We start from the raw sequence: 26,738 nt of genomic DNA on the forward strand, positions 1-26,738 counted from the left end.
TCATCTTTTTAAGACAAGCGAGTAATAATGATAAACCCCTCTGCAAATAACATTATTTTGCGAGCCAGCGCACAAATAATAATTATCTGACACCCGGAATGAAATATCGTAATTGAGCTGAGACAGCAGCCCATATTGAATATTGCTTCAACGCAGACCATTCGGGTACTGATGCTAAGGAGCAAACCATGCACGCTTATTTCGATCAGATCGATCGGGTTCGTTATGAAGGCACCCAGTCGACGCATCCTCTCGCTTTCCGCCATTACAACCCTGACGAGGTGATCCTCGGCAAGACCATGGCGGAGCATCTGCGCTTTGCTGCCTGTTACTGGCACACCTTCTGCTGGAATGGCGCGGATATGTTTGGTGTCGGCGCCTTTGATCGTCCGTGGCAGAAAAGCGGAGATGCGCTACAGCAGGCAAAACTCAAAGCGGATGTGGCCTTTGAGTTTTTCCACAAGCTGAATGTGCCGTGGTACTGCTTCCATGACGTTGATGTCTCACCAGAAGGCGATTCGCTGCAAAGCTACAAAGAAAACTTTGCCGCCATGACCGATAAACTGCTGGAAAAACAGCAGGAAACTGGCGTCAAACTGCTATGGGGCACGGCCAACTGCTTTACCCATCCACGCTACGGTGCGGGCGCAGCAACCAATCCCGATCCGGAGGTCTTTGCCTGGGCCGCGACGCAGGTCTGTAGCGCCATGCAGGCGACCAAAACCCTGGGCGGTGAGAACTATGTGTTATGGGGCGGGCGTGAAGGCTATGAAACCCTCCTGAATACCGATCTGCGCCAGGAGCGCGAGCAGATTGGCCGCTTTATGCAGATGGTGGTCGAGCACAAACACAAAATCGGTTTCCAGGGGACACTGCTGATCGAACCGAAACCGCAGGAGCCGACTAAACATCAGTATGATTATGATGTCGCGACAGTTTATGGCTTCCTGAAACAGTTCGGCCTGGAAAAAGAGATCAAAGTTAACGTTGAGGCGAACCACGCCACGCTGGCCGGTCACTCTTTCCATCATGAAATCGCGACTGCCATTGCGTTGGGTATTTTTGGTTCCGTGGATGCCAACCGCGGCGATCCGCAGTGCGGCTGGGATACCGATCAGTTCCCGGTCAGCGTGGAAGAAAATGCGCTGGTGATGTACGAAATCCTTAAAGCAGGCGGCTTTACCACCGGCGGCTTAAACTTTGATGCCAAAGTGCGTCGTCAGAGCACCGATAAATATGATCTCTTCTACGGTCATATTGGCGCGATGGACACCATGGCGCTGGCGCTGAAGGTAGCAGCTCGCATGATCAGCGACGGTGAACTCGATAAGCGTGTGGCACAGCGCTACAGCGGCTGGAATGGTGAGTTCGGCCAGCAAATTTTAAAAGGTGAGTTTTCACTGGAAGCCCTTGCGGCGCATGCTCAGCAGCAGCAGCTCAATCCGCAGCATCAGAGCGGACGTCAGGAGCAGCTGGAAAATCTGGTGAATCACTACCTGTTTGATTTCTAACCCTTCAGGAGCAGAGCATGTTTATCGGGATCGATTTAGGTACCTCTGGCGTCAAAGTGGTGCTGATGGATGCACAAGGCAACGTGGTGGCGACAGAAACGTCGCCCCTGCAGGTTTCGCGTCCGCAGCCCTTGTGGAGCGAGCAGGATCCCGAGAGCTGGTGGCAGGCGCTGGATTTGGCCATGCAGGCACTGAGCGGGCAGCAGGACCTGCACGCGGTGCAGGCCATCGGGCTGAGCGGACAGATGCATGGTGCAACGCTGCTCGACAGCGCTAACCGGGTATTACGTCCGGCCATGCTCTGGAATGACGGGCGCAGCGAGGTGCAGTGCCGTGAGCTGGAGCAGAAGGTGCCGGATTCGCGCTCGATTACTGGCAACCTTATGATGCCCGGCTTCACGGCTCCCAAACTGCTGTGGGTGCAGCAGCATGAACCGGCCATCTTCAGTCAGATTGCTCACGTGCTGTTGCCCAAGGATTATCTGCGCTGGCGATTAAGTGGCGATTTCGCCACCGATATGTCCGATGCCGCAGGCACAATGTGGCTGGATGTGGCGCAGCGTGACTGGAGCGATGTGATGCTGCAGGCCTGCGATCTCAACCGCGATCAGATGCCGCAACTCTATGAAGGCAATGCCCTGACCGGCACATTACAGGCCGAACTGGCTACACGCTGGAAGATGAACACTGTACCGCTGGCTGCTGGCGGTGGTGATAATGCCGCGGGTGCGATGGGTGTCGGCATGACCGAACCGGGCCAGGGGATGCTGTCGCTGGGGACATCAGGCGTCTATTTCGTGGTGAGCGACGGCTATCTCAGCAATCCGGAGCGCGCGGTGCACAGTTTCTGCCATGCGTTGCCGCAGCGCTGGCATCTGATGTCGGTGATGCTCAGCGCGGCCTCCTGTCTGGATTGGGCAGCAACGCTGACCGGTTGCAAAGATGTCCCTGAGCTACTGGCTGAAGCGGAGCGCGCGCGCGATGACGTGCCTGGGCTGTGGTTTCTGCCCTATCTCTCCGGTGAGCGCACGCCGCATAACAACCCCAATGCCCGGGGCGCTTTCTTTGGTTTTACCCACCAGCATGGTCGTCCCGAGCTGGCACGATCGGTACTGGAAGGCGTGGGGTTTGCGCTGGCGCAGGGCATGGACGTGCTGCATGACTGTGGCGTCCAGCCTGAGAGTATTATGCTGATCGGTGGCGGCGCACGCAGCGCTCTGTGGCGTCAGATGCTGGCGGATATCAGTGGCCAGACGCTGGACTATTGCCACGGCGGTGAGGTTGGCCCTGCACTGGGAGCCGCAAGGCTGGCACAGCAGGCGCTGGATCCCGCGGTCACCGTCCCGACGCCTGTTCTGGTGCAGCGGCATCAGCCGGATCCGGGCAGGCTGGCGCATTACCAGCTGCGTCGCGAGACCTTTGCGACCCTGTATCAGCAGCTCCTGCCGCTGATGAAGTGATCCGGCGCGGACAATCCGGGATGTAAAATGTCGGTTAATGCCCCTGACATTGAATGCCGGGGGAATGAATGCAGAAAGGAGGATCGTGAACCCTGTTGCTGAAACGGCATGGCGGGAATGACACTTATCCCGCCACGCCATCAGGCATCAGCCAATTGCGCCCAGCGTATCTTCCTGACTCTGTTTCTTCGGCAGCAGGAATAGCGTCGCCGCAATATCCAGCAGATAAATCAGCGCCAGCAGGGTAATTGCCGCCGTGAACGAGAACTGGCTCGCCAGCAGACCAATCACTACCGGGCCGAAGCCGCCCACGCCACGTCCCAGGTTGAACAGGACGTTTTGCGCGGTGGCACGTACCTGCGGCGGGAAGGTATCGGAAATCAGCGCACCGTAGCCGCCAATCATGCCGTTAACAAACATCCCCATGATCGCGCCGGTAAACAGCATGATGTTCGGGTCGCGCAGCTGCGCATAGACCACCACCATCACCACCGCACCAAACTGATAGAGCAGGAAGATTTTCCAGCGCGCAAAGTGGTCGGCCAGCACGCCAAACAGCCAGATGCCAAAGGTCATCCCCACCACCGTTACTGCGGTCCAGAGGCCCGACTTCGTCAGGCTGAAGCCAAAGCTGGAAGAGAGGTAGCTCGGCATCCAGATCATCAGCCCGTAGTAACCGAAGTTCTGCACTGAACAAAGGATAAAAATGCCCAGGCTGGCTTTAGCGGTAGCGCGATCGCGCACCAGCAGCTTCAGGCGTGCCGGAAACGAGAGTGACGGCACATGTTTAACCTGCCGCTGATAGGCTTCCGGTTCGCCCATCCCGCGACGAATGGCAAACGAGACCAGCGCAGGCAACAAACCGACCAGAAACATGCCACGCCAGCCGATAACAGTCAGCAGCAGTGGCGTGATAAAGGCCGCCATCAGCACCCCCAGCTGCCAGCCGATACCGACCCAGGCTGATGCGCGATTACGCTTCTCTGCGGGCCAGGCCTCGGCAATCAGCGCCATGCCGATACCAAATTCGCCACCCAGACCCACACCCGCCAGCGTGCGCCAGGCGAGCAGGTCCCAGTAGCCCTGCGCCACCGCGCACAGGCCGGTAAAGACCGAGAACACCAGAATCGTGACGGTCAGCATACGGATGCGGCCATAACGGTCGCTGAGATGACCAAAGATGATGCCACCGATGACCGCGCCAATCAGCGTCCAGGTCACCAGCGATCCTGCCTGTGATGGATTGAGCGCCAGCGAAATACTGATAGCCGGCAACATAAATCCGAGTATCAGCAGGTCAAATCCATCCATGGCATAACCGCTGACCGCAGCCAGCATCGCTTTGCCCGGCGTTACGCCCGGTTTAGATTGGGGAGAAGGGGACATCTTTGCGCACCTCAGAGAGAAAAGTGCCGCAATTATAGAGAGAGTTCAGGATGTGACCAATTGAAAAGGCTTATCCCTGCGCCGAGCTGGCGCAGGGATAACGTTTATCAGGAAGGTTTATTGCTGCCGTCGTCGCCCGACAGTAATTCATCAAGCCGATCCCCGCCAACGTGACGGAAATCCTGACCTTTGACGAAATAGAAGATGATTTCGCAGATGTTCTGGCAACGATCGCCGATGCGCTCAATGGCACGCGCGCAGAATAGCGCCGTCAGCACGCTGGGAATCGTGCGCGGATCTTCCATCATGTAGGTCATCAGCTGACGCACAATGCCTTCGTACTCTTTATCTACCTTTTTATCTTCACGGTAGATGGTGATCGCTTCATTGAGATCCATGCGGGCAAAGGCGTCCAGCACATCATGCAGCATCTGCACCGTGTGACGTCCCAGCGACTCGAGACTCACCAACAACGGAAGATGCTGCTGACCAAACTTCTCCAGCGCCGTGCGGCTGATCTTCTCCGCCACGTCGCCAATGCGTTCCAGCTCGGAAATGGTTTTGATGATTGCCATCACCAGTCGTAAATCGATCGCGGTCGGCTGACGTTTGGCGATGATGCGCACGCAGGCTTCATCAATCTCCACTTCCATCATGTTGACCTTCTGGTCGCCGTCGATCACCCGCTGCGCCAGTTCGCCATCCAGATTATGCATCGCAGTAATGGCGTCGGTGAGTTGCTGCTCGACCATGCCACCCATGATCATGACCTGGGTACGGATATGCTCCAGTTCGGCATTGAACTGACCGGAGATGTGCTTATTCAGATTCAGATTATCCATGTCGATCTCCTGTCAGATCAGCCGTAGCGGCCAGTAATGTAGTCTTCGGTTTGCTTCTGTGCGGGCTTGGTGAACAGCGTGTCGGTGTCGCTGAACTCAATCAGTTCGCCCAGATACATGAACGCGGTATGGTCAGAGCAGCGTGCCGCCTGCTGCATATTGTGCGTCACGATCACTACGGTGTAATCCTGCTTCAGCTCGGTGATCAACTCTTCAATACGGCCGGTAGAGATAGGATCCAGCGCGGAGCAGGGCTCATCCAGCAGCAACACTTCCGGGCGAATCGCGATACCGCGTGCAATGCACAGACGCTGCTGCTGGCCGCCGGAAAGACTGTAACCGCTCTGATGCAGCTTGTCTTTGGTTTCATTCCACAGTGCCGCTTTGGTCAATGCCCACTGTACGCGCTCGTCCATATCGGCACGCGACAGTTTTTCAAACAGGCGTACACCAAAGGCGATGTTGTCATAGATAGACATCGGGAACGGCGTCGGCTTCTGAAACACCATGCCGACGCGGGCGCGCAGCAGCGCGATATCCTGCTGTGTCGCCAGAATGTTTTCGCCATCCAGCAAAATGTCTCCTTCGGCCCGCTGCTCCGGATAGAGTGAGTACATCTTATTGAAGGTACGCAGCAGGGTCGACTTACCACAGCCCGAGGGCCCGATAAACGCGGTGACCTCATTTTTAGCGATATCCAGGTTGATGTTCTTCAGCGCATGAAACTTACCGTAATAGAAGTTCAGATTACGGACCTGAATTTTATCGGCTGATGCTGTCGCGATACTCATAATTCATCTCTCTTATACGGCGCCGCTCAGAGCAGCGCCGGAAGTTAACCGTGTTTACCTTTGGCAAAAATCACCCGCGCCACAATGTTCAGCAGCAGCACACAGAGGGTGATAATCAGCACGCCCGCCCAGGCCAGGCTCTGCCATTCAGCAAAGGGGCTCATGGCGAACTTGAAAATGGTGACCGGCAGGTTCGCCAGCGGCTGCATCATGTCGGTGCTCCAGAACTGGTTCGACAGCGCCGTAAATAGCAGCGGGGCCGTTTCACCGGCGATACGGGCAATCGCCAGCAGCACGCCGGTGATGATGCCGGAGACCGAGGCTTTCAGGGTGATGGCCGAGATCATCTTCCACTTGGGTGTGCCGAGCGCGTAAGCCGCTTCACGCATGCTATCTGGCACCAGACGCAGCATGTTTTCGGTAGTACGAATCACAATTGGCACCTGCAGCAGCGCCAGCGCAATCACCCCGGCCCAACCGGAGAAGTGCTGCATCTTTGCCACCACAAGGGTGTAGACGAACAGGCCGACCACAATTGAGGGGGCCGAAAGCAGAATGTCGTTAATAAAGCGGATCACTTCTGACAGGGCCGATTTGCGCCCATACTCCGCCAGGTAGATGCCCGCCATGATGCCCAGAGGTGTGCCAAAGAAAGTAGACCAGAAAATCAGTAATCCACTGCCGGCCAGGGCGTTCGCCAGACCGCCGCCCGCAGTATTCGGCGGTGGCGTGGATTCGGTGAACAGGGACCAGGAAAGACCATCCACACCGCGCGTGACGGTGGTGAACAGGATCCACACCAGCCAGAACAGGCCAAATGCCATGGTCAGCAGCGACAACGTCAGCGCAATTTTATTTTTAGTACTGCGCCAGGACTGCATTTTACGGCGTGATGCGTCCAGTTCGGCGCGCGCCTGAATTTCAATTGTGGTCATGAGCGCGCTCCTTCACTTTTCTGCAGTCGCATAATCATCAGCTTTGAAATCGCCAGCACGATAAAGGTAATTACAAACAGGATCAGTCCCAACTCCATCAGCGCCGCGACATGAACGCCCGACTCCGCTTCCGCGAATTCGTTGGCCAGCGCTGAGGTGATGCTGTTACCCGGCATAAACAGTGACGGGCTGTCGAGCTGGTAGGTGTTGCCGATAATAAAGGTGACCGCCATGGTCTCGCCCAGCGCACGACCCAGTCCCAGCATCACGCCACCAATCACGCCATTTTTGGTAAAGGGCAGTACGACACGCCAGATCACTTCCCAGGTGGTGCAGCCAATACCGTAGGCTGACTCTTTCATCATCACCGGGGTCTGTTCAAACACGTCGCGCATGACCGAGGCGATGTAAGGGATAATCATGATTGCCAGAATCACCCCTGCCGCAAGAATACCGATACCGAAAGCGGGGCCGGAGAAGAGTTCGCCAATAATCGGAATGCCTGACATCACGTCATTAACCGGCGTCTGAAAATATTCGGCAAACAGCGGCGCGAAAACAAACAGGCCCCACATGCCATAAACAATACTCGGTATTGCCGCCAGCAGCTCAATGGCGGTGCCCAGCGGGCGACGCAGCCAGGCGGGTGAGAGTTCGGTCAGGAACAGCGCGATACCAAAACTCACCGGCACGGCGATAACCAGGGCGATGATGGAGGTCACAAGGGTGCCGTAGATCGGTACCAGTGCGCCAAATTGTTCATTGGGCGCATCCCAGGTTTTGGTCCACAAAAAGGCGAAACCAAACTTCTGGATGCTGGGCCACGAGGAGATGATCAGGGAGACAATAATGCCGCCCATCAGTAACAACACAATCAGCGCAGCCAGCCTGACCAGCGCGCCAAAAATTTTGTCACCTTGTTTGCCTGGGGCTTTGAATGCCGGCTTCGTTGCAGCCATAGAAGTCTCAGTCTTCAGAAGTTATCAGGGCGGCATGAGCCGCCCGTTGGGTCTGACCGGACCGCTGTCCGGTCAGGGTCGGTCAATTACTGATAAAGCGCTTTACCAGAACTGTCTTTGATGTTGGCTTTCCAGGCGGCGCGAATCTGCTCAGTTACGCTCTCTGGCAGCGCAGCATAATCCAGTGCCGTGGCGGTTTTGCTGCCTTTCTTGTAAGCCCAGTCAAAGAATTTCAGCACTTCAGCGCCTTTGGCCGCATTCGCCTGATCTTTGTAGATCAGAATGAAGGTGGTTGAGGAGATTGGCCAGGCATCAGCGCCCTTCTGGAAGGTCAGATCCTGGGCGAACGATTTACTCCAGTCAGCGCCTTTCGCGGCATTACTGAAGCTGGTCTCGCTTGGTTCGACCGCTTTACCATCGGCATCGACCAGTTTGGTGTAGGTCAGGTTGTTCTGTTTGGCATAGGCATATTCCACGTAGCCAATTGAACCTGGCAGACGCTGAACAAACGCAGCGACGCCGTCGTTGCCTTTGCCGCCCAGACCCACAGGCCAGTTAACGGTGTTGCCTTTACCAATTTTGCTGTTCCAGTCCTGGTTTACTTTCGCCAGATAGCTGGTGAAGACGAACGAGGTGCCTGAACCATCCGCGCGACGCACCACGTTAATGTTGGTCTCTGGCAGTTTCATGCCCGGGTTAAGTTTAGCGATTGCCGGGTCGTTCCACTTTTTAATGGTACCCAGGTAGATATCACCGACGGTTTTGCCATCCAGCGTCAGCTGGCCTGACTTGATACCCGGCAGGTTAACCGCCAGTACCACGCCACCGATCACGGTAGGGAACTGGAACAGGCCATTTTTCTGCAGATCTTCATCTTTCATTGGCGCATCGGACGCACCGAAATCAACGGTTTTGGCGATAATCTGTTTAACGCCGCCAGAAGAACCGATGCCCTGGTAGTTAATTTTGCTACCGGTGGCTTGCTGATATTCTGCTGCCCACTTGGCATAAACCGGTGCCGGGAACGTCCCGCCTGCGCCCGTGAGATCGGTGGCCGCAAAAGCAGATACCGCGCTTACGGCGAAGGTGGTGGCGAGGATTCGGGCTACGGTGCTACGCATCAGTGTCATGTTCCCTCCAGGGGAGAAAAGTCAGGCTTGGGGCCGTTTTAGTAAGAGTCTGTGATTGCTGCAGGAGGGAAAATAGGACAGTTTGATGACAGTGAAATGTATGAAATATGACAGTTATATGACAGAGAGCCAGAATGAAGTGGGCCCGCGACGGGGCCCACCAGGTTATTCCACGGTAACCGATTTTGCCAGGTTACGCGGCTGATCGACGTCGGTGCCTTTGATCAGGGCGACGTGATAGGAGAGTAACTGCAACGGCACGGTGTAGAAGATAGGTGCAATCACCTCTTCAACGTGCGGTAACGGAATAATCTTCATTCCGTCACTGTCGCTGAAGCCTGCATCCTGATCAGCAAAGACATAAAGCAGACCGCCGCGTGCGCGCACCTCTTCGATGTTGGATTTAAGCTTCTCCAGCAGTTCGTTGTTAGGTGCCACTACGATCACCGGCATGTCAGCATCAATCAGCGCCAGTGGGCCATGTTTCAGCTCACCTGCGGCGTAGGCTTCCGCATGAATGTAGGAGATCTCTTTGAGCTTCAGCGCGCCTTCCATGGCAATCGGGTATTGATCGCCACGACCCAGGAACAGTGCGTGATGCTTGTCAGAGAAGCCTTCAGCAAGATTCTCAATCAGCTTATCCTGCGCCAGCATCTGCTCAATCCGGTTAGGCAACGCCTGCAGTGCATGAACGATCTCCTGCTCTGTCCCGGCAGGCATGCCTTTCAGACGGCCCAGTTTCGCCACCAGCATCAGCAATACTGCTAACTGGGTGGTGAACGCTTTGGTAGAGGCGACGCCGATTTCGGTACCCGCTTTAGTCATCAGCGCCAGGTCAGATTCCCGCACCAGTGACGAACCGGCCACGTTACAGACCGCCAGAGAACCCAGATAGCCCAGCTCTTTAGAGAGACGCAGCGCCGCCAGGGTATCAGCCGTTTCACCCGACTGCGACAGGGTGATCAGCAGGCTGTTTTTGCGCACCGCTGACTTGCGATAGCGGAACTCGGAGGCGATCTCCACATCACAGGGCAGGTTAGCCAGCGACTCAAACCAGTAGCGTGACACCATGCCGGAGTTGTAGGAGGTGCCACAGGCGATAATCTGGATATGCTCCACCTGGCTCAGCAACGCTTCTGCGCCCGCGCCCAGCTCGCTGAGGTCAACCTGCCCCTGACTGAACCGGCCACTCAGGGTGCTTTTCAGCGCCATTGGCTGTTCGTAGATCTCTTTCTGCATGTAATGACGGTAAATACCTTTGTCACCGGCATCATATTGCAGGTTCGACTCGATCTCGGCACGCGTCACGGTATTGCCTTCACGGTCAATAATCGTGATATCACGACGACTGATCTCGGCGATATCACCCTCTTCCAGATAGATGAACCGACGAGTCACCGGCAGCAGGGCCAGCTGATCCGAGGCGATAAAGTTTTCACCCATACCCCGGCCAATCACCAGCGGGCTGCCGGAACGGGCTGCCACCAGCAGTGATGGATCGCGACTGTCCATGATCACCATGCCATAAGCACCGCGCAGCTGCGGAATCACGCGCAGCACCACTTCACGCAGTGAACCGCCCTGCTTCTGCTCCCAGTGAACCAGATGCGCCACCACTTCGGTGTCGGTTTCTGAGGCAAAGAAGTAGCCGCGCTCAATCAGCTCAGCGCGCAGTGGCTCATGGTTTTCAATGATGCCGTTGTGCACGATGATGATGTGCTCAGAGATGTGCGGATGCGCATTCGCTTCTGACGGTTCACCATGGGTTGCCCAGCGCGTGTGCGCGATGCCGGTACCACCAATCAGCGGTTGCTGTTCAGCGGCTTCCGCCAGTTTTTGTACTTTCCCTAACCGCCGCAGGCGCGTGACGTGCCCCTGACGATCGACGACGGCCAGACCGGCCGAATCATATCCGCGATATTCAAGACGACGCAGACCTTCCAGCAGAATCTCTGCGATATCACGTTGTGCTACTGCACCAACAATTCCACACATAATGATGTTTTCCTGACTACATGGCTTTTCGCCACTTCTGTTGTCATGCGACCTGATATCCGGCTTTGCCGGTTCCCCGAGCCTTGTAGAGAGTGGGGATTATAGTTTTGGCACTGCACTGCATCGGCCCGCATAAAGCGGGCCGTTAAAAATTTTATTTTTTCTTCACCGGACGTTGCCAGTCTGCTTTGAGATTCTGTTCTTTGCGGTTATAGACCAGACCGGCCTCGGTCACATCTTTCATGATGGTGGTGCCTGCCGCAATGGTAGTGCCTGCCGCGACGCTCACCGGCGCCACCAGCTGCGTATCTGAGCCTACAAATACATCATCGCCAATCACAGTTTTAAATTTGTTTGCGCCATCATAGTTGCAGGTGATTGTGCCTGCACCGATGTTCACGTTGTCGCCAATCTCCGCATCACCCAGATAGGAGAGGTGACCCGCTTTCGATCCTCTACCCAGACGCGCTTTCTTCATTTCGACGAAGTTGCCCACGTGGGCGGCGTCGGCCAGTTCGCTGCCAGGACGCAGGCGGGCAAATGGCCCGACGGTACAGGCGGCGGCGAGATTAGCATCCTCGATCACCGTATAGGGGCTGATTTCACAGTCATCGCCAATCACGCTGTTTTTGATGATGCACCCCGCGCCGATTTTTACACGCGAGCCCAGCGTGACCTTGCCTTCGATAATGACGTTAGTGTCGATTTCGACATCCCGTCCATGCGTCAACGTTCCACGCAGGTCGAAACGCGCCGGATCGCGCAGCATCACACCGGCCAGCAGCAGTTTTTCCGCCTGTTCAGCCTGGTAAGTTCGCTCTAATGTTGCCAGCTGCAGCCGGTTATTCACGCCATCGGTTTCACTGATGCGGGCCGGATGGACCGCGTTGATCACCCGACCTTCCTGATGCGCCAGCGCGATAATATCGGTGATGTAATATTCACCCTGCGCATTGTTGTTGGTGAGCTGCGCCAGCCAGCGTTTTAAATCGCCGCCATTGGCGATCAGAATGCCGGTGTTGATCTCTTTAATAGTGAGCTGCGCCGGGCTGGCATCTTTCTGTTCGATAATGCCGGTGATGGTGTCGTGTTCACGCACAATGCGGCCATAGCCGGTAGGGTCATCCAGTACCACGGTGAGTAAGCCGATGCCGCCCTGCGGTTTTGCTTCGCGCAGACGCTGTAACGTTGCCTGAGTAATCAGCGGCACGTCGCCATAAAGCATCATGATATCTTCATCATCTGCAAAAGCAGGCGCAGCCTGCTGCATGGCATGACCGGTGCCGAGCTGCTCGGCCTGCAGCACCCAGTTAAGCGTGCTGTCAGTGAGCGTTGCTTTCAGGCGATCGCCGCCGTGACCATAAACCAGATGCACATGCTGTGCGCCAAGCCCTTTAGCGGCATCAATGACGTGCTGAACCATTGGTTTGCCTGCCAGCGTATGCAGAACTTTAGGCAGATCGGAATACATACGGGTGCCCTTGCCAGCAGCAAGGATCACCACACTCATCGCACTGTTAGACATAACTATCCTGAGTGAATTTTTACGGGTGAAAGTAAAACGGTTTGAGGTTGAGATTACTACATTTTTCTCAGGCCGAAATTAGGCGGACAGGCAGATCGGACGCCGCAGACAAAAAAAATGCCAGCCCGAGGGCTGGCATTTCGTGACGCATAAAGCTGGATTACATCGCTTTTTTGGTCAGTTCGATCACGCGCAGTTTAGCAATGGCTTTCGCCAGCTCGGCAGAGGCCTGAGCATAGTCCACGTCGCCGTGGCTACTGTTCATGTGCTCTTCTGCTTTGCGTTTTGCTTCCAGAGCACGCGCTTCATCCAGATCGGTACCGCGAATCGCGGTATCGGCCAGAACGGTGCTGCTGCCTGGTTGCACTTCCAGCACGCCGCCAGAGAGGTAGATATACTCCTCTTCGCCGTGCTGTTTCACGATACGGATCATTCCAGGCTTAATGGCAGTCAGCAGCGGCGCATGGCCAGGGAAAATCCCCAGTTCACCTTCGCTACCTGACACCTGAATTTTCTGTACCAGACCAGAGAACAACTGCTCCTCTGCGCTGACCACATCCAGGTGATAAGTCATAGCCATAATCTTCCTCCCGGGAAACCGTTATTACAGTTTCTTCGCTTTTTCCACGGCTTCTTCGATGGCACCAACCATGTAGAAGGCCTGCTCTGGCAGGTGGTCAAACTCACCTTCCATGATGCCTTTAAAGCCACGGATAGTGTCTTTCAGCGTAACGTATTTACCCGGTGAACCGGTGAATACTTCCGCAACGAAGAACGGCTGAGACAGGAAGCGCTGAATCTTACGCGCACGTGCCACCAGCAATTTGTCTTCTTCAGACAGCTCATCCATACCGAGGATGGCGATGATGTCTTTCAGTTCCTGATAACGCTGCAGCAGTGACTGAACGCCACGCGCAACATCATAGTGTTCCTGACCGACAACCAGCGGATCCAGCTGACGGCTGGTGGAGTCCAGCGGGTCAACGGCCGGGTAGATACCCAGAGAAGCGATCTGACGGCTCAGCGTTACCGTTGAGTCTAAGTGCGCAAAGGTGGTTGCTGGTGACGGGTCAGTCAGGTCATCCGCAGGGACGTAAACGGCCTGTACGGAAGTGATTGAACCGGTTCTGGTGGAGGTAATACGCTCCTGCAACACACCCATCTCTTCTGCCAGCGTTGGCTGGTAACCTACCGCAGATGGCATACGACCCAGCAGTGCAGACACTTCTGTACCGGCCAGGGTATAACGGTAGATGTTATCGATGAACAGCAGAACGTCGCGGCCTTCATCACGGAATTTTTCCGCCATGGTCAGACCGGTCAGGGCTACGCGCAGACGGTTACCCGGCGGCTCGTTCATCTGGCCATAGACCAGAGCAACTTTGTCGATAACGTTTGAGTCAGTCATTTCGTGGTAGAAGTCGTTACCCTCACGAGTACGCTCACCCACACCAGCAAACACTGAGTAACCTGAGTGTTCAGCTGCGATGTTACGGATCAGTTCCATCATGTTGACGGTTTTACCTACACCCGCACCACCGAACAGACCCACTTTACCGCCCTTGGCAAACGGACACATCAGGTCGATAACCTTGATGCCGGTTTCCAGCAGTTCCTGCGAGTTAGACTGATCTTCATAAGAAGGCGCTGCGCGGTGAATAGAGGCAATCTCTACTGCGCTGCCATCTTCTTCTTTCAGCTCGCCTTTCATATCGATTGGCTCGCCGAGAACGTTCATGATACGGCCCAGAGTCGCTTTACCGACCGGAACCTGAATCGGTTTCTTCAGGTCGTTGACGTTCAGACCACGCTTCAGGCCGTCAGACGTACCCATTGCGATAGTACGAACTACGCCGCCACCCAGCTGCTGCTGTACTTCCAGCACCAGACGCGCATCACCATTCATAACCTCGAGGGCGCTGTACACTTGCGGTACCGCGTCCTGAGGGAATTCGACGTCAACAACGGCGCCGATAATCTGGACAATCTTTCCAGTTGCCATCTTGAATCCTCTACCTAATTCCAAACCTGGTTAAACCGCGGAGGCCCCCGAGACGATCTCGGTAAGTTCCTGGGTGATGCTGGCCTGACGAGCTTTGTTGTAAACCAACTGCAGCTCTTTGATCAGATTTCCGCCGTTATCGGTTGCGGCTTTCATCGCTACCATACGTGCGGCCTGCTCACTGGCCAGATTTTCCACCACACCCTGATAAACCTGCGATTCGACATAACGACGCAGCAGGGTATCCAGCAGCGCTTTCGGATCGGGTTCGTACAGGTAATCCCAGGTCTTCGCCTTCATCTCTTCTTCACCTTCCGCTGGCGCTAACGGCAGCAGTTGGGTGATGGTCGGAGTCTGAGACATGGTGTTATTGAACTTGTTACTGACGATCATCAGTTTGTCGATGCGGCCTTCATCATAAGCCTGCAACATCACTTTTACCGGGCCAATCAGATCAGACAGGGCAGGTTTATCGCCCATGCCGCTGACTTGCGCCACGATGTTGCCACCCACAGCACTGAAGAATGACGCCCCTTTTGAACCGATAATCGACAGATCGCTCTGCACACCTTTATCGGACCAGGATTTCATATCTGCCAGTAATTTTTTGAACAGGTTAATGTTCAAACCACCACAAAGCCCGCGGTCTGTTGAAACGACCAGGTAGCCGACGCGCTTCACGTCGCGCTCTTCCAGGTAAGGGTGCTTGTATTCCAGATTACCCAACGCAAGGTGACCAATCACTTTGCGCATGGTGTCTGCATACGGACGGCTGGCCGCCATGCGTTCCTGCGTTTTACGCATCTTGGAGGCGGCGACCATTTCCATCGCTTTGGTGATCTTCTGCGTGTTTTTCACGCTTCCGATCTTGCTTCGTATCTCTTTTGCGCCGGCCATTAGCTTCTCCTCAAAGCCTTGCGGCTTGCCTTTTCAGACAAGCCGCCAGACATTACCAGGACTGGGTTGCTTTAAACGTATCGATCAGGCCTTTCAGCTTCGCTTCGATATCGTTGTTAAAGTTACCCGACTGGTTGATTTCAGCCATCAGCTCAGCGTGGTCGCGATCGGCGAAGGCCAGCAGTGCAGCTTCAAAGCTACCAATTTTTGCCAGTTCAACGTCGTTCAGGTAGCCACGCTCTGCAGCGAACAGAACCAGACCCTGCTGCGCGACAGACATCGGCGCATACTGTTTCTGCTTCAGCAGCTCGGTCACTTTCTGACCGTGGCTCAGCTGTTTGCGGGTTGCATCGTCCAGATCAGACGCGAACTGCGAGAACGCCGCCAGTTCACGATACTGTGCCAGCGCGGTACGGATACCACCAGACAGTTTCTTGATGATCTTGGTCTGTGCAGCACCACCAACGCGGGATACCGAAATACCTGGGTTAACTGCCGGACGAATACCGGAGTTGAACAGGTTCGATTCCAGGAAGATCTGACCATCAGTAATCGAGATTACGTTGGTCGGAACGAACGCAGAAACGTCGCCCGCCTGGGTTTCGATGATCGGGAGCGCGGTCAGTGAACCGGTTTTACCTGTCACTGCGCCATTGGTGAAACGCTCAACATAATCAGCGCTTACGCGTGATGCACGTTCCAGCAGACGAGAGTGGAGATAGAACACGTCGCCAGGGAATGCTTCACGGCCTGGTGGACGGCGCAGCAGCAGAGAGATTTGACGGTAAGCGATAGCCTGCTTGGAGAGGTCATCGTATACGATCAGCGCATCTTCACCACGGTCACGGAAGTATTCGCCCATCGCACAACCTGCGTACGGTGACAGATACTGCAGTGCAGCTGATTCAGAAGCAGACGCCACAACAACGATGGTGTTCTGCAGTGCGCCATGCTCTTCCAGCTTACGAACCACGTTAGAGATGGTTGAGGCTTTCTGACCAATCGCAACGTAGACACACTTGATGCCTGAGTCGCGCTGGTTGATGATCGCATCGATCGCCATCGCGGTTTTACCGGTCTGACGGTCACCGATGATCAGCTCACGCTGGCCACGGCCGATTGGAATCATCGCATCGACCGACTTATAACCGGTCTGAACCGGCTGGTCGACTGACTGACGATCGATAACGCCAGGTGCAATCACTTCAACCGGTGAGAAACCGTCGTTGTCGATTGCGCCTTTACCGTCGATAGGAGCACCCAGGGTGTTCACGACGCGGCCCAGCAGGCCACGGCCTACCGGTACTTCAAGAATACGGCCAGTACACTTAACCTTCATGCCTTCGGCGAGGTCAGCGTAAGGACCCATCACCACTGCACCAACCGAGTCACGCTCGAGGTTCAGGGCGATAGCGTAACGGTTACCCGGCAGGGCAATCATCTCACCCTGCATCACATCGGCCAGGCCGTGTACGCGGATGATACCGTCACTTACAGAAACAATCGTACCTTCGTTGTGAGCTTCACTCACGACATTGAACTGAGCAATGCGCTGCTTGATCAGTTCGCTGATTTCGGTGGAATTCAGTTGCATATGCTCCAGTCCCCTTAAGACTGCAAGACGTCAGCCAGACGGTCAAGACGGCCGCGTACGCTGCCATCAATAACCAGATCACCCGAACGGATGATCACGCCTGCCATCACAGACTTATCAATTTTGCAATTCAGCTTAACTTTGCGTGACAGACGTTTTTCCATCGCGGCGCTGATTTTATTCAGCTGGTCGTCACTCAGCGTACTGGCGGAGATAACATCAACTTCAGCGGTGGCTTCATGAGCGTCACGCAGTTCGATGTATTGAGCCAGTACAGCCGGAAGCGCTGTCAAACGTCCGTTTTCCGCCATCACCTTAATCAGGTTCTGCGCGGGTTCATCCAGTTGATCACCACAGACTGCATTAAACGACGCTGCCAGCGCTTCGGGTGCTAGTGCACCTGAGAGAAGATCAGCCATCTGTTCATTGCGAGCCACTTCTGCGGCAAACGCCAGCATCTGTTGCCAGCGTTCAATACTTTGATGCTCAACAGCAAAGTCAAAAGCTGCTTTGGCGTAGGGGCGAGCTACAGTAATCAGATCAGACATCAGCCCCTCCCTCCTTACAGTTCAGCGACCAGTTTATCAACGATGTCGCTGTTAGCAGCTTCATCCACGGAGCGTTCGATGATCTTCTCGGCGCCAGCCATAGCCAGCAACGCAACCTGCTTACGCAGTTCTTCACGCGCACGTTTGCGTTCGGCATCAATTTCAGCCTGCGCTTGTGTCACGATGCGATTACGTTCGTTTTCAGCTTCGGTTTTGGCTTCGTCCAGAATCTGCGCGCGACGCTTGTTCGCTTGCTCGATAATGACCTGAGCGTCTTCTTTGGCTTTCTTCAGCTGGTCGGTCGCATTAGCCTGCGCGAGATCCAAATCTTTCTTAGCACGTTCAGCAGAAGCAAGGCCTTCAGCAATTTCTTTCTGGCGCTTTTCGATAGCAGCCATAAGCGGCGGCCATACGTACTTCATGCAGAACGCGACAAACAGGATGAACGCGATAGCCTGGCCGAGGATTGTTGCATTAATGTTCACAGCACAATGCCTCTAGATTGAGTATTTAACTTTTCTGCCGTTATCATTGTGATAAGCGGCAGAATCCGTTCACCCTTGCACATTGTGCGCTGAGTGAACACAGGGCTTTAGGCGACAGCAAACATCACGTACAGACCCAGACCAACAGCGATCATCGGGATTGCATCCACCAGACCCATTACAACAAAGAACTGCGTGCGCAGCAGAGGAATCAGGTCAGGCTGACGAGCAGCGCCTTCCAGGAATTTTCCTCCGAGGATGCCGATACCGATCGCAGCACCGATTGCCGCCAGGCCCATCATCACAGCGGCAGCCATGTACAGCAGATCCATATTCAGGTTTTCCATGACAGTCTCCAGTTTGTTTCAGTTAAATGCTCCCTTCATCTCCCGGGCTTCAGCGGTGTGCGCTGTAACCCGGAATCAAGAGGGAAAGTAGTGTTGAGAAAAAAATCAGTGCTCTTCAGATGCCATCGACAGATAGACAATCGTGAGGACCATGAAAATGAAAGCCTGTAGCGAAATGATCAGGATGTGGAAAATGGCCCACGGCACATTCAGCACCCACTGCGACCACCACGGCAACAGACCGGCAATAAGGATAAAGATCAGTTCACCCGCATACATGTTACCGAACAGTCGTAAACCCAGTGATACAGGCTTAGACAGCAGGCTCACACCTTCCAGAATCAGGTTGATCGGGATGAAGATCGGGTGGTTAAAAGGCTGCAGCGTCAGCTCTTTCGTGAAGCCGCCAATGCCTTTCATTTTGATGCTGTAGAACAGAATCAAAATAAATACGCCCAACGCCATAGATAGCGTGATGTTCACGTCTGCAGACGGTACGACGCGCAGCGCCGGCAGGCCTAAACCTTTCTCAGCGATTGTCGGCAGCAAGTCGATTGGCAGCAGATCCATGAAGTTCATCAGGAAGACCCAGACAAAAATTGTCAGAGCCAGCGGGGCGATAAGTTTGCTCTTACCGTGATACATGTCGCGAACGTTACTATCGACGAAACCGACAACCAGTTCGATAGCCGCCTGCATTTTCCCTGGCACACCGCTGGTGGCAGACTTCGCCACGCTACGGAACAACACCAGGAAGATAATTCCCAGCACCATAGAGAAAAACATGGAATCGATATTTAATACCCAGAACGTCGCGGGAGCGTCGTGCGGATTCACTATCTCGAAGGTACGCAGGTCCAACTGAAGATGAGTCAGGTGGTGACCGATGTACTCTTGCGGAGTAGAGATTTCTCCTGCAGCCATGATGCCTCTTACCCTTTGTTGTTAATTACCGCCGGTGCCAGCATTTGAACCACCAGCACCGATAACCAGGTTATTCCGACCGGCCAGAAGACCGCCCTGAACAGACCCAACGCCACAATGAGCAAAATGATGGTCGCAAACACTTTGGCAATTTCACCTAAAGCGAAGCTCCACGCGACTCGCCCCGAAGCGGGGGGTTGCCCCTGCAGGCGCCAGGCTAAAAACAAAAACAATACGTTTGGCAGCCAGGCTGCCGCTCCGCCAGCAAGAGCAGAGACACCCCAGGTGACATCTTTAACAGCAAAGAGTGCGCCGATGATGACTATTGTCACCAGCTGAATCATCAGCACCGTTCTGGCGAATTTTACACTGTAAAGAGACACTGACATGACGCTGATACTCTCCTGCCCCGTTAGGGGTATGTCGCGTGTCGTATAAGACTGCCTTTGTGCAGTTGAGTCAAGCAGCAAAAGCCGTGCAAATTATACGGGCCGCACCTGCGATTTCAATCGGTAAGTAGCGAAAAGGTGAACAATTATTTAAATTTCTTTCCGGAGGGCTATTTTTCGAAAGATTACCCTTTGGAGATTCACGCTAATCAGACTGAAAATTCACTCGCATCTTGCTTTTAAAGCGTGCTTTAGATCACATAATAAGCACTCACAGCGCACTGAGTTTTATCTGTGACCTATTTAAGAACAATCTGTAAAAAACATTTAATCTTTAAAATCATAATGTTGAAATTATCAAATTGCGTATGCAAGTATGAATTCACAGAAAACGCGCTATTGACATCGAACTGTGCCTGAGAATCATGAAATTGATATTACGCACGCAAAGTTATTACCGCGATATATTTTCCGGCGTGACTACTTTTATTCCGCGACCCGCCTATACAAGTGATATTTCTGATAACTATTTGTGAACCAATCGTTAAATGTAACAGAGCTTTTCGGATAATTTCCGTCTCCGTTTTTAACCTCTGCTGATCCGGGGCTTAATCAAAATCTTTTATTGATAGCGCATAATTTGCACTTTTTTCTTCTGAGTCCGATTAAAACCCCGGCTAGCTGAAGGCCTACTGGTGACGAATGATGACCAGATGGCGGTCGCCTTCCAGCTGCGGCACCTGCAATTTTATCACCGCATCGGAGACATAGCCGGCCGGTAATTCAGCAATTTCATCGTCCGGACGGACCCCTTTAAGCGCGAAGAAGCGCCCTTCCCTTCCCGGCAGATGATGACACCAGTTCACCATGTCGGTCAGCGAGGCAAATGCACGACTGATTACGCCATCAAATGGCGGCTCAGCCGGAAATGCCTCAACCCGGCTCTTTACCGGGGTGATGTTAGTGAGTCCTAACTCATGCTGAACCTGACGCAGGAAGCGCACCCGCTTGCCCAGGCTGTCGAGCAGCGTAAAGTGCACATCGGGCATGACGATAGCCAACGGAATGCCAGGTAATCCTGGTCCGGTTCCGACATCAATAAAACGTGAGCCTTTCAGATGCGGTGCCACCACGATGCTGTCGAGGATATGGCGAACCAGCATCTGCTGCGGATCGCGCACGGATGTCAGATTGTAGGCTTTGTTCCACTTATCCAGCAGGCCGACATAGGCAACCAGCTGCTGTTTTTGTTGATCGGAGAGGGAAATACCGGCTGCATTTAGCAGCGACGTGAGTGTGTTGATCACAGCATAAGTCCATTCAGCGGGGGCGAGTCACCTCGCCCCGTTTCAGATCAGGCGCTCTTGCGCAGCAGACCCTGTTTTTTCAGATAGATAAGCAGAATTGAGATGGCCGCCGGGGTAATGCCGGAAATACGTGTTGCCTGACCAATCGACGACGGCTTGTGATCATTCAGCTTGGCGATCACCTCATTCGACAGCCCGTTTACCTGGCGGTAGTCGAGCTCCACCGGTAACAGCGTGTTCTCGTTACGCAGCTGGCGATCGATCTCTTCCTGCTGACGCGCAATATACCCTTCATATTTGACCTGGATCTCAACCTGCTCAGCGGCCTGCTCATCAGCCAGAGCCGGACCAAAGGCATCCAGCGTCATCAGCTTCAGATAAGTCAGCTCCGGACGGCGCAGCAGATCTTCACCGCTGGCTTCTTTGGTCAGCGGCGCGCTGAGAACCGTGTTCACTTCTGTCACATGCTCTGACTTCGGATGAACCCAGATATCCCGCAGGCGCTGACGCTCCTGTTCAATCGCTTCCAGTTTCTGATTGAAGCGTGCCCAGCGCGCATCATCCACCAGACCCAGCTCACGACCGGTTTCGGTCAGACGCAGGTCGGCGTTATCTTCACGCAGCATCAGACGATATTCAGCACGGGAGGTAAACATCCGGTACGGCTCTTTGGTGCCGAGTGTGCAGAGATCATCAACCAGCACGCCGAGGTAAGCCTGGTCACGACGCGGTGCCCAGCCCTCTTTGTCGGCTGACTGACGTGCCGCATTCAGACCCGCCAGCATCCCCTGCGCAGCAGCTTCTTCGTAGCCGGTTGTCCCATTGATCTGTCCGGCAAAGAACAGTCCGTGAATAAATTTACTCTCCAGCGTCGGTTTGAGATCGCGTGGATCGAAGAAGTCATATTCAATGGCATAACCCGGACGCACAATCTTCGCATTTTCCATACCCTGCATCGACCGGACGATCTGAATCTGCACGTCAAATGGCAGACTGGTCGAAATACCGTTCGGGTAGATCTCATTGCTGGTCAGCCCTTCCGGCTCCAGGAAGATCTGATGCGAGTTACGATCGGCAAAGCGCATGACTTTGTCTTCGATCGACGGGCAGTAGCGTGGGCCGATCCCTTCAATGATCCCGGCGTACATCGGGCTGCGATCCAGGTTATTGCGGATCACGTCATGGGTTTTCTCATTGGTATGAGTGATCCAGCAAGGCACCTGCTGCGGATGCTGAGAGGCATTTCCCATAAAAGAGAATACCGGCATCGGGTTATCGCCGTGCTGTGGACTGAGCACTGAAAAATCGATGGTGCGCGCATCGATACGCGGTGGCGTACCGGTCTTGAGGCGGTTTACCCTCAGCGGCAGCGCACGAAGTCGTTTTGCCAGCGGTATGGACGGGGGATCGCCAGCGCGACCACCACTGTAGTTGTCCAGACCGATATGAATTTTGCCGTCAAGGAACGTACCGACGGTGAGGACCACGGTTTTGGCGCGGAACTTCAGACCCATCTGGGTAACGGCACCGACCACACGATCGTTTTCCACGATAAGATCGTCGACCGCCTGCTGGAAGATCATCAGATTGGGCTGGTTCTCCAGTGCCGTTCGCACTGCCTGCCGGTAGAGCACACGATCCGCCTGAGCACGGGTTGCCCGCACTGCCGGGCCTTTACTGGCGTTTAGTATCCTAAACTGAATACCTGCCTGGTCAATCGCACTGGCCATCAGACCACCCAGGGCATCCACTTCCTTCACCAAATGTCCTTTGCCAATACCACCAATCGCAGGGTTACAGGACATTTGTCCAAGCGTATCAATGTTATGGGTGAGTAACAGGGTTTGCTGACCCATTCGGGCTGCCGCCATTGCGGCTTCGGTGCCCGCATGACCACCACCAATTACGATGACGTCAAAAGGATCCTGATAAAACATGAAGTGGTACCTCGGTTGATGAACTTGCAGGATCGTTGTCCTGGGGCGTGGATTCTACTCAAATTCCACCTGGGGTGAAAGCCACGGGATCGTCCGGTTTTAAAAGAAAGGATCTTAGATCTGTATATGATCTTTCTGTTAGATCTCTTATTAGGATCCCGCTTTTCTGTGGATATGTGTCAGAAGCTTTTCATAAACAACAGGATAAAGAGGATCACTACCTGTTAGTGATCGGTGATCCTGATCCGTATAAGCTGGGATCAAAATGGCATGTTATCCACAGCTCAAAAATCATTCTATCGTTGTTATTGGGATAACTACCGGTTATACGCAGTAAAAGAGGGTAGTTATCCACAAAATAAACGAGCGGAAAAGGATAAAATCAGCATCTTTCACTGGGGATCGTCACTATTTCGCGATCCCCAGCCCCTTTCAGATCGCCTTTTTCCAGCTTTCCAGCCAGGCTTCAGCCGGATCTTCAGGGATCTCATGCTCCAGCACGTCAATTTCCAGGCGATCGCCAATCTGACGGGCACCCTGAGCAATGAGCAGCGCTTCGATCTGGCGGATCGCGCCACAAAAGAGATCGTATTCATGATTGCCGAGTCCGATGGCACCAAACCGCACCTGAGAGAGATCGGGCTGGCTTTCTGTGATGGCTTCGAACAGTGGCAGCAGGTTGTCAGGAATATCGCCAGCACCGTGAGTTGAACAGACCACCAGCCAGATACCCTCGTGCGGCACCTCATCCAGCTCTGGCCCGTGCAGCACCTGGGTTGAGAAGCCCGCTTCCTGTAATTTTTCTTCGAGATGTTCAGCCACATACTCTGCGCTACCCAGAGTACTGCCACTGATTAAGGTAATATCGGCCATCTTGCTCTCCCGGACATTAAGGCGAGCATTGTACGCTGTGATCAAGCGGTGATCCACCTGTGGACAACAGGGTTAATAGATCAAGGGAGGCGAACGCAGCCGTTGTCAGCCGCCACATTCGTCAGGGATAAAATTATGCACAAGGCGGGAAGGATCAGGGCTTGATGGTACGCATGATCGGGTTTTGCAGCGAAATAAGGGTTTCTGTCGACTGGATTTCATCAATAGTCTGGATCTTGTTGATCAGCACCTGTTGCAGAGCGTCGATTGACCGGCACATTACTTTAATAAAGATGCTGTAGTGGCCGGTGGTGTACCAGGCCTCAACCACTTCATCCAGCGCATCCAGTTTGCTCAGCGCCGCCGGATAGTCACGCGCGCTCTTGAGGATAATGCCGATAAAACAGCAGACATCAAACCCCAGCTGGCGCGGATCGATATCAACCCGGGTGCCCAGGATAATGCCTGCCTGCTTCATCTTTTCCACACGCACATGAATGGTGCCGGGGCTGACATTAAACTGTTTTGCCAGCTCGGCGTAAGCGGTGCGCGCGTTATCCAGCAGGGCATTCAGAATGCCGCGATCCAGGTTATCGAGCTGCAGATGTTCGGCCATGGCCATCCTCGTTATTGGTCTGCTTAAGTAAACAAAGGTGAATGTGCAGCAAAATAACGGTTCAGGCAACTACCGGCAGCGACGGGCGTCGCTGCCGGTTCACTTAGCGTTTGCGCCAGACGGTGACCTGCGCCAGCGTGTGCTGGAACTTGCGGGCCGTTTCGCGGATCACAAACGGTTTATCCTGCGGCTCATCGACCAGGTCGAAGTCCGCCGCCAGCAGACGCTGCAGAGCCTGCAGCGTCGTCAGTGCTTCACCATTTTCACGCACGCCGCCCAGCCAGTTCTCTTTCGGCGTGAAATCTTCCAGCCAGGTATAAGGCGATGAGAGCAGCAGAATGCCGCCCTGACGCAGCATCGGCGTGACATCACGCAGGAAGCGAGCAGGCTGACGCAGACGATCGATCAGGTTGGAGGCGAGCACAAGGTCATAACGGCCAGGCTGCGGCTTGAGGTTACAGGCGTCGCCCTGAACAAACTGAATCCGCTGCGCCAGTTCGCGCTCCAGCGCGAAATCTTTCAGGCGAACCTGACGATACTCAACCAGATCGCCTTCCTGCGGCAGCAGATAACGGAAGTCTTCGCCGCTGGCCAGCTGCAGCGCCACATCAATGAAGCGCGCCGAATAGTCCATCCCGGTAACGCGTTCAAAGTGGCGAGCCAGTTCAAAACTGGCGCGCCCGGTGGCACAGCCGATATCGAGTGCGTCGCCATGTGCAGTGGTGTAGTTCAGCGCCAGCTTCACCAGGCTTTCGGCATAGTTATCTACGCCGAAATAGCGCGGGCCATACTGGAAGTCGAGGTACTGCGACACCATCGCGTCTGATTCATACGGGTTCGGCGCCATCGTCTCCTGATGGCTGGAAACCACGTAGCGGAAACCGGCATGCTGGAAGAAGTGGCGGCGGAACGCATAGCGTGCAGATTTCAGCGCTTCGTTGCCGGTCGAGATCCAGCTGCCGCCTTTGATCAGCGAATGTTTACCATCAAACGTCGGGGTAGAGAAATCATCGTAAAGCGGGTGAACTTTGAACCCTTCAAAGCCATTGGTCGGCGTAGTCGTCCACTGCCAGACGTTACCGACGATATCGAAGAACTCGCCCTGAGCGAAGAGATCGACCGGCGACGAGGAAGCCCAGTACGCCAGGTTGATGTTGCCTGGCGCCCGATCCCAGTCCGGCTGATCGCCCGCGACCTGTTCGCGTAGCTGAGCCCACTCTGCTTCACAGGGGAGTTGAATGTTCATGCCAGTCTGATCTGCTTTCCAGCGACAGAAGGCTGCGGCTTCCAGCTGATTGACCTCAGCAGGCCAGTCCCATGGCATCGCGACTTCTTCACTCATCACACGCAGTTTAAGCTGATCGGGCATCGCAGGTGTACCGACCCAGAAAGTGGGCATCTCTGCTTTGGCAAACTGACACCAGCCCCAGCCTTCATCATCCCACCAGCGGGCGTCCTGATAACCGCCCGCCTCAACGAACGCCAGAAATTCAGCGTTGCTGACCAGCATTTTGCTCGCCTGGAATGGCTGCAGCTTCACCTGCTGGCGGCCATATTCGACATCCCAGCCGTAGGTATCGTCGGTTTTACCTAGCGTGACGGTGCCGCCGGGCATGGGCAGCAGCGTATTGGCCGGCACAGCCTCGCGCTGGTGGCGTGCCATCGGGCATGCCGGCCACGCGGCTTGTGGTCTGACCCACTCGATCGGTAACTGGCGGAGCAGCACACTGGAGGTTTCCAGATGAATACGCTCATGTTCAATGCCCATCAGGATCACCCAAGCCGGGCTCTCCCAGCTGATCGGCAGCGTGATCGGAATGGTCTGGATCAGATCGCTGACGAGCGCTTTAACACGCCCGCGGTATGCACGGACTTCTTCGATGGTGGGCCAGTCATAGTGACTGTCATTGAGATCGTCCCAGCTCATCTCATCCACACCAATCGCCATCATCGCTTCGATATGATCGTCAAGACGTGCGTCGATAAGGCGTCCGGCCATCAGCTTATTAATGTAGAAGGTGGCGGTGTGGCCAAAATAGAAAATTAATGGATGGCGCAGCGGAATGGCTTTAGTAAACCAGGCCTTTGAATCGGCCAGACAGGTGAACAGACTTTCATACTGTTCCCAGGTCTGATGAAAATAGGCCAGCAACTCGGCACGTTTTTGTTCAATGTTCTGGCCGGAGAGCAATAACGTCCGCGTTGGTGCAGGCAAATCGCGGTGAGGTTGAGCAAGCGTCACAGGAAGCTCCAGATTGCTGAGTAAGTGAAACGGTAATTTACTA

Annotated in this window: 24 protein-coding genes; 2 read left to right on the forward strand and 22 right to left on the reverse strand. The window is 54.5% G+C overall.

What is annotated here, in order from left to right:
- Positions 1–188 precede the first annotated feature (188 nt).
- Positions 189–1,511: a xylose isomerase gene (gene xylA, locus ACR8BF_RS00175; RefSeq protein ID WP_179898920.1), complete on the forward strand. Its 1,323-nt coding sequence runs from the start codon at positions 189–191 to the stop codon at positions 1,509–1,511.
- A gap of 17 nt (positions 1,512–1,528) precedes the next feature.
- On the forward strand, positions 1,529–2,971 hold the full coding sequence (gene xylB, locus ACR8BF_RS00180) for a xylulokinase (RefSeq protein ID WP_434745401.1): 1,443 nt from the start codon (positions 1,529–1,531) through the stop codon (positions 2,969–2,971).
- A 147-nt stretch (positions 2,972–3,118) separates the two neighbouring features.
- Here the strand turns inward: xylB and ACR8BF_RS00185 are convergent, their stop codons facing one another.
- From ACR8BF_RS00185 to ovoA, 22 genes are all read right to left on the reverse strand, one after another.
- Positions 3,119–4,357: an MFS transporter gene (locus ACR8BF_RS00185; RefSeq protein ID WP_434745402.1), complete on the reverse strand. Its 1,239-nt coding sequence runs from the start codon at positions 4,355–4,357 to the stop codon at positions 3,119–3,121.
- Positions 4,358–4,464: 107 nt separating this feature from the next.
- Complete coding sequence (gene phoU / locus ACR8BF_RS00190; RefSeq protein ID WP_003849553.1) at positions 4,465–5,199, reverse strand: phosphate signaling complex protein PhoU; 735 nt, start codon at positions 5,197–5,199, stop codon at positions 4,465–4,467.
- A gap of 17 nt (positions 5,200–5,216) precedes the next feature.
- Positions 5,217–5,990, reverse strand: coding sequence for a phosphate ABC transporter ATP-binding protein PstB (gene pstB / locus ACR8BF_RS00195; RefSeq protein WP_003849550.1), 774 nt, complete (start codon positions 5,988–5,990; stop codon positions 5,217–5,219).
- Positions 5,991–6,034: 44 nt separating this feature from the next.
- Complete coding sequence (pstA, locus tag ACR8BF_RS00200) at positions 6,035–6,925, reverse strand: phosphate ABC transporter permease PstA (RefSeq protein WP_003849548.1); 891 nt, start codon at positions 6,923–6,925, stop codon at positions 6,035–6,037.
- Positions 6,922–7,884 carry a phosphate ABC transporter permease PstC gene (pstC, locus tag ACR8BF_RS00205; RefSeq protein ID WP_179898917.1) on the reverse strand — a complete coding sequence of 321 codons (963 nt, stop codon included), beginning with the start codon at positions 7,882–7,884 and terminating at the stop codon, positions 6,922–6,924. The genes pstA and pstC overlap by 4 nt, the downstream gene beginning before the upstream one ends.
- 86 nt (positions 7,885–7,970) lie before the next feature.
- Positions 7,971–9,014 (reverse strand): phosphate ABC transporter substrate-binding protein PstS, encoded by a 1,044-nt coding sequence (gene pstS / locus ACR8BF_RS00210; RefSeq protein ID WP_434745403.1) that lies wholly within the window; start codon positions 9,012–9,014, stop codon positions 7,971–7,973.
- Between the two features lie 165 nt (positions 9,015–9,179).
- Positions 9,180–11,009 carry a glutamine--fructose-6-phosphate transaminase (isomerizing) gene (gene glmS / locus ACR8BF_RS00215; protein ID WP_434745404.1) on the reverse strand — a complete coding sequence of 610 codons (1,830 nt, stop codon included), beginning with the start codon at positions 11,007–11,009 and terminating at the stop codon, positions 9,180–9,182.
- Between the two features lie 154 nt (positions 11,010–11,163).
- Complete coding sequence (glmU, locus tag ACR8BF_RS00220) at positions 11,164–12,534, reverse strand: bifunctional UDP-N-acetylglucosamine diphosphorylase/glucosamine-1-phosphate N-acetyltransferase GlmU (protein ID WP_434745405.1); 1,371 nt, start codon at positions 12,532–12,534, stop codon at positions 11,164–11,166.
- 160 nt (positions 12,535–12,694) lie between these two features.
- On the reverse strand, positions 12,695–13,114 hold the full coding sequence (locus ACR8BF_RS00225) for a F0F1 ATP synthase subunit epsilon (protein ID WP_008926374.1): 420 nt from the start codon (positions 13,112–13,114) through the stop codon (positions 12,695–12,697).
- Positions 13,115–13,138: 24 nt separating this feature from the next.
- Positions 13,139–14,536, reverse strand: coding sequence for a F0F1 ATP synthase subunit beta (gene atpD / locus ACR8BF_RS00230; protein WP_179898914.1), 1,398 nt, complete (start codon positions 14,534–14,536; stop codon positions 13,139–13,141).
- Positions 14,537–14,566: 30 nt separating this feature from the next.
- Positions 14,567–15,433: a F0F1 ATP synthase subunit gamma gene (gene atpG / locus ACR8BF_RS00235; protein WP_179898913.1), complete on the reverse strand. Its 867-nt coding sequence runs from the start codon at positions 15,431–15,433 to the stop codon at positions 14,567–14,569.
- Positions 15,434–15,485: 52 nt separating this feature from the next.
- Positions 15,486–17,027 carry a F0F1 ATP synthase subunit alpha gene (gene atpA / locus ACR8BF_RS00240; protein WP_003849532.1) on the reverse strand — a complete coding sequence of 514 codons (1,542 nt, stop codon included), beginning with the start codon at positions 17,025–17,027 and terminating at the stop codon, positions 15,486–15,488.
- A gap of 14 nt (positions 17,028–17,041) precedes the next feature.
- Positions 17,042–17,575, reverse strand: a complete 534-nt coding sequence (gene atpH, locus ACR8BF_RS00245; protein ID WP_003849530.1) for a F0F1 ATP synthase subunit delta — start codon at positions 17,573–17,575, stop codon at positions 17,042–17,044.
- A 14-nt stretch (positions 17,576–17,589) separates the two neighbouring features.
- On the reverse strand, positions 17,590–18,060 hold the full coding sequence (gene atpF, locus ACR8BF_RS00250) for a F0F1 ATP synthase subunit B (RefSeq protein WP_003849528.1): 471 nt from the start codon (positions 18,058–18,060) through the stop codon (positions 17,590–17,592).
- A 107-nt stretch (positions 18,061–18,167) separates the two neighbouring features.
- Entirely contained in the window at positions 18,168–18,407 is a 240-nt protein-coding gene (atpE, locus tag ACR8BF_RS00255; RefSeq protein WP_003849523.1) for a F0F1 ATP synthase subunit C, read from the reverse strand.
- A 105-nt stretch (positions 18,408–18,512) separates the two neighbouring features.
- Positions 18,513–19,331: a F0F1 ATP synthase subunit A gene (gene atpB / locus ACR8BF_RS00260; RefSeq protein WP_179898912.1), complete on the reverse strand. Its 819-nt coding sequence runs from the start codon at positions 19,329–19,331 to the stop codon at positions 18,513–18,515.
- A gap of 8 nt (positions 19,332–19,339) precedes the next feature.
- On the reverse strand, positions 19,340–19,720 hold the full coding sequence (gene atpI, locus ACR8BF_RS00265) for a F0F1 ATP synthase subunit I (protein WP_090966640.1): 381 nt from the start codon (positions 19,718–19,720) through the stop codon (positions 19,340–19,342).
- 689 nt (positions 19,721–20,409) lie between these two features.
- The gene (gene rsmG, locus ACR8BF_RS00270) at positions 20,410–21,027 is read right to left on the reverse strand and encodes a 16S rRNA (guanine(527)-N(7))-methyltransferase RsmG (protein WP_434745406.1); all 618 of its coding nucleotides are present in this window, start codon (positions 21,025–21,027) and stop codon (positions 20,410–20,412) included.
- A gap of 47 nt (positions 21,028–21,074) precedes the next feature.
- On the reverse strand, positions 21,075–22,964 hold the full coding sequence (gene mnmG / locus ACR8BF_RS00275) for a tRNA uridine-5-carboxymethylaminomethyl(34) synthesis enzyme MnmG (protein ID WP_434152530.1): 1,890 nt from the start codon (positions 22,962–22,964) through the stop codon (positions 21,075–21,077).
- 432 nt (positions 22,965–23,396) lie between these two features.
- A complete protein-coding gene (gene mioC / locus ACR8BF_RS00280; RefSeq protein WP_292987466.1) occupies positions 23,397–23,837 on the reverse strand; it encodes an FMN-binding protein MioC in 441 nt (146 codons plus the stop codon).
- A gap of 154 nt (positions 23,838–23,991) precedes the next feature.
- Positions 23,992–24,453: a transcriptional regulator AsnC gene (gene asnC / locus ACR8BF_RS00285; protein ID WP_003849496.1), complete on the reverse strand. Its 462-nt coding sequence runs from the start codon at positions 24,451–24,453 to the stop codon at positions 23,992–23,994.
- A 103-nt stretch (positions 24,454–24,556) separates the two neighbouring features.
- Positions 24,557–26,695, reverse strand: coding sequence for a 5-histidylcysteine sulfoxide synthase (gene ovoA / locus ACR8BF_RS00290; RefSeq protein ID WP_434745407.1), 2,139 nt, complete (start codon positions 26,693–26,695; stop codon positions 24,557–24,559).
- Positions 26,696–26,738 lie beyond the last annotated feature (43 nt).

This window comes from Candidatus Pantoea rara (genome assembly GCF_051136265.1).
Lineage (GTDB): Bacteria > Pseudomonadota > Gammaproteobacteria > Enterobacterales > Enterobacteriaceae > Pantoea > Pantoea rara.

Coding starts and splice junctions, on each gene's coding strand:
- xylA (WP_179898920.1), top strand. CDS start 189: ATGCACGCTTATTTCGATCAGATCGATCGGGTTCGTTATGAAGGCACC.
- xylB (WP_434745401.1), top strand. CDS start 1,529: ATGTTTATCGGGATCGATTTAGGTACCTCTGGCGTCAAAGTGGTGCTG.
- ACR8BF_RS00185 (WP_434745402.1), bottom strand. CDS start 4,357: ATGTCCCCTTCTCCCCAATCTAAACCGGGCGTAACGCCGGGCAAAGCG.
- phoU (WP_003849553.1), bottom strand. CDS start 5,199: ATGGATAATCTGAATCTGAATAAGCACATCTCCGGTCAGTTCAATGCC.
- pstB (WP_003849550.1), bottom strand. CDS start 5,990: ATGAGTATCGCGACAGCATCAGCCGATAAAATTCAGGTCCGTAATCTG.
- pstA (WP_003849548.1), bottom strand. CDS start 6,925: ATGACCACAATTGAAATTCAGGCGCGCGCCGAACTGGACGCATCACGC.
- pstC (WP_179898917.1), bottom strand. CDS start 7,884: ATGGCTGCAACGAAGCCGGCATTCAAAGCCCCAGGCAAACAAGGTGAC.
- pstS (WP_434745403.1), bottom strand. CDS start 9,014: ATGACACTGATGCGTAGCACCGTAGCCCGAATCCTCGCCACCACCTTC.
- glmS (WP_434745404.1), bottom strand. CDS start 11,009: ATGTGTGGAATTGTTGGTGCAGTAGCACAACGTGATATCGCAGAGATT.
- glmU (WP_434745405.1), bottom strand. CDS start 12,534: ATGTCTAACAGTGCGATGAGTGTGGTGATCCTTGCTGCTGGCAAGGGC.
- ACR8BF_RS00225 (WP_008926374.1), bottom strand. CDS start 13,114: ATGGCTATGACTTATCACCTGGATGTGGTCAGCGCAGAGGAGCAGTTG.
- atpD (WP_179898914.1), bottom strand. CDS start 14,536: ATGGCAACTGGAAAGATTGTCCAGATTATCGGCGCCGTTGTTGACGTC.
- atpG (WP_179898913.1), bottom strand. CDS start 15,433: ATGGCCGGCGCAAAAGAGATACGAAGCAAGATCGGAAGCGTGAAAAAC.
- atpA (WP_003849532.1), bottom strand. CDS start 17,027: ATGCAACTGAATTCCACCGAAATCAGCGAACTGATCAAGCAGCGCATT.
- atpH (WP_003849530.1), bottom strand. CDS start 17,575: ATGTCTGATCTGATTACTGTAGCTCGCCCCTACGCCAAAGCAGCTTTT.
- atpE (WP_003849523.1), bottom strand. CDS start 18,407: ATGGAAAACCTGAATATGGATCTGCTGTACATGGCTGCCGCTGTGATG.
- atpB (WP_179898912.1), bottom strand. CDS start 19,331: ATGGCTGCAGGAGAAATCTCTACTCCGCAAGAGTACATCGGTCACCAC.
- atpI (WP_090966640.1), bottom strand. CDS start 19,720: ATGTCAGTGTCTCTTTACAGTGTAAAATTCGCCAGAACGGTGCTGATG.
- mnmG (WP_434152530.1), bottom strand. CDS start 22,964: ATGTTTTATCAGGATCCTTTTGACGTCATCGTAATTGGTGGTGGTCAT.
- mioC (WP_292987466.1), bottom strand. CDS start 23,837: ATGGCCGATATTACCTTAATCAGTGGCAGTACTCTGGGTAGCGCAGAG.
- asnC (WP_003849496.1), bottom strand. CDS start 24,453: ATGGCCGAACATCTGCAGCTCGATAACCTGGATCGCGGCATTCTGAAT.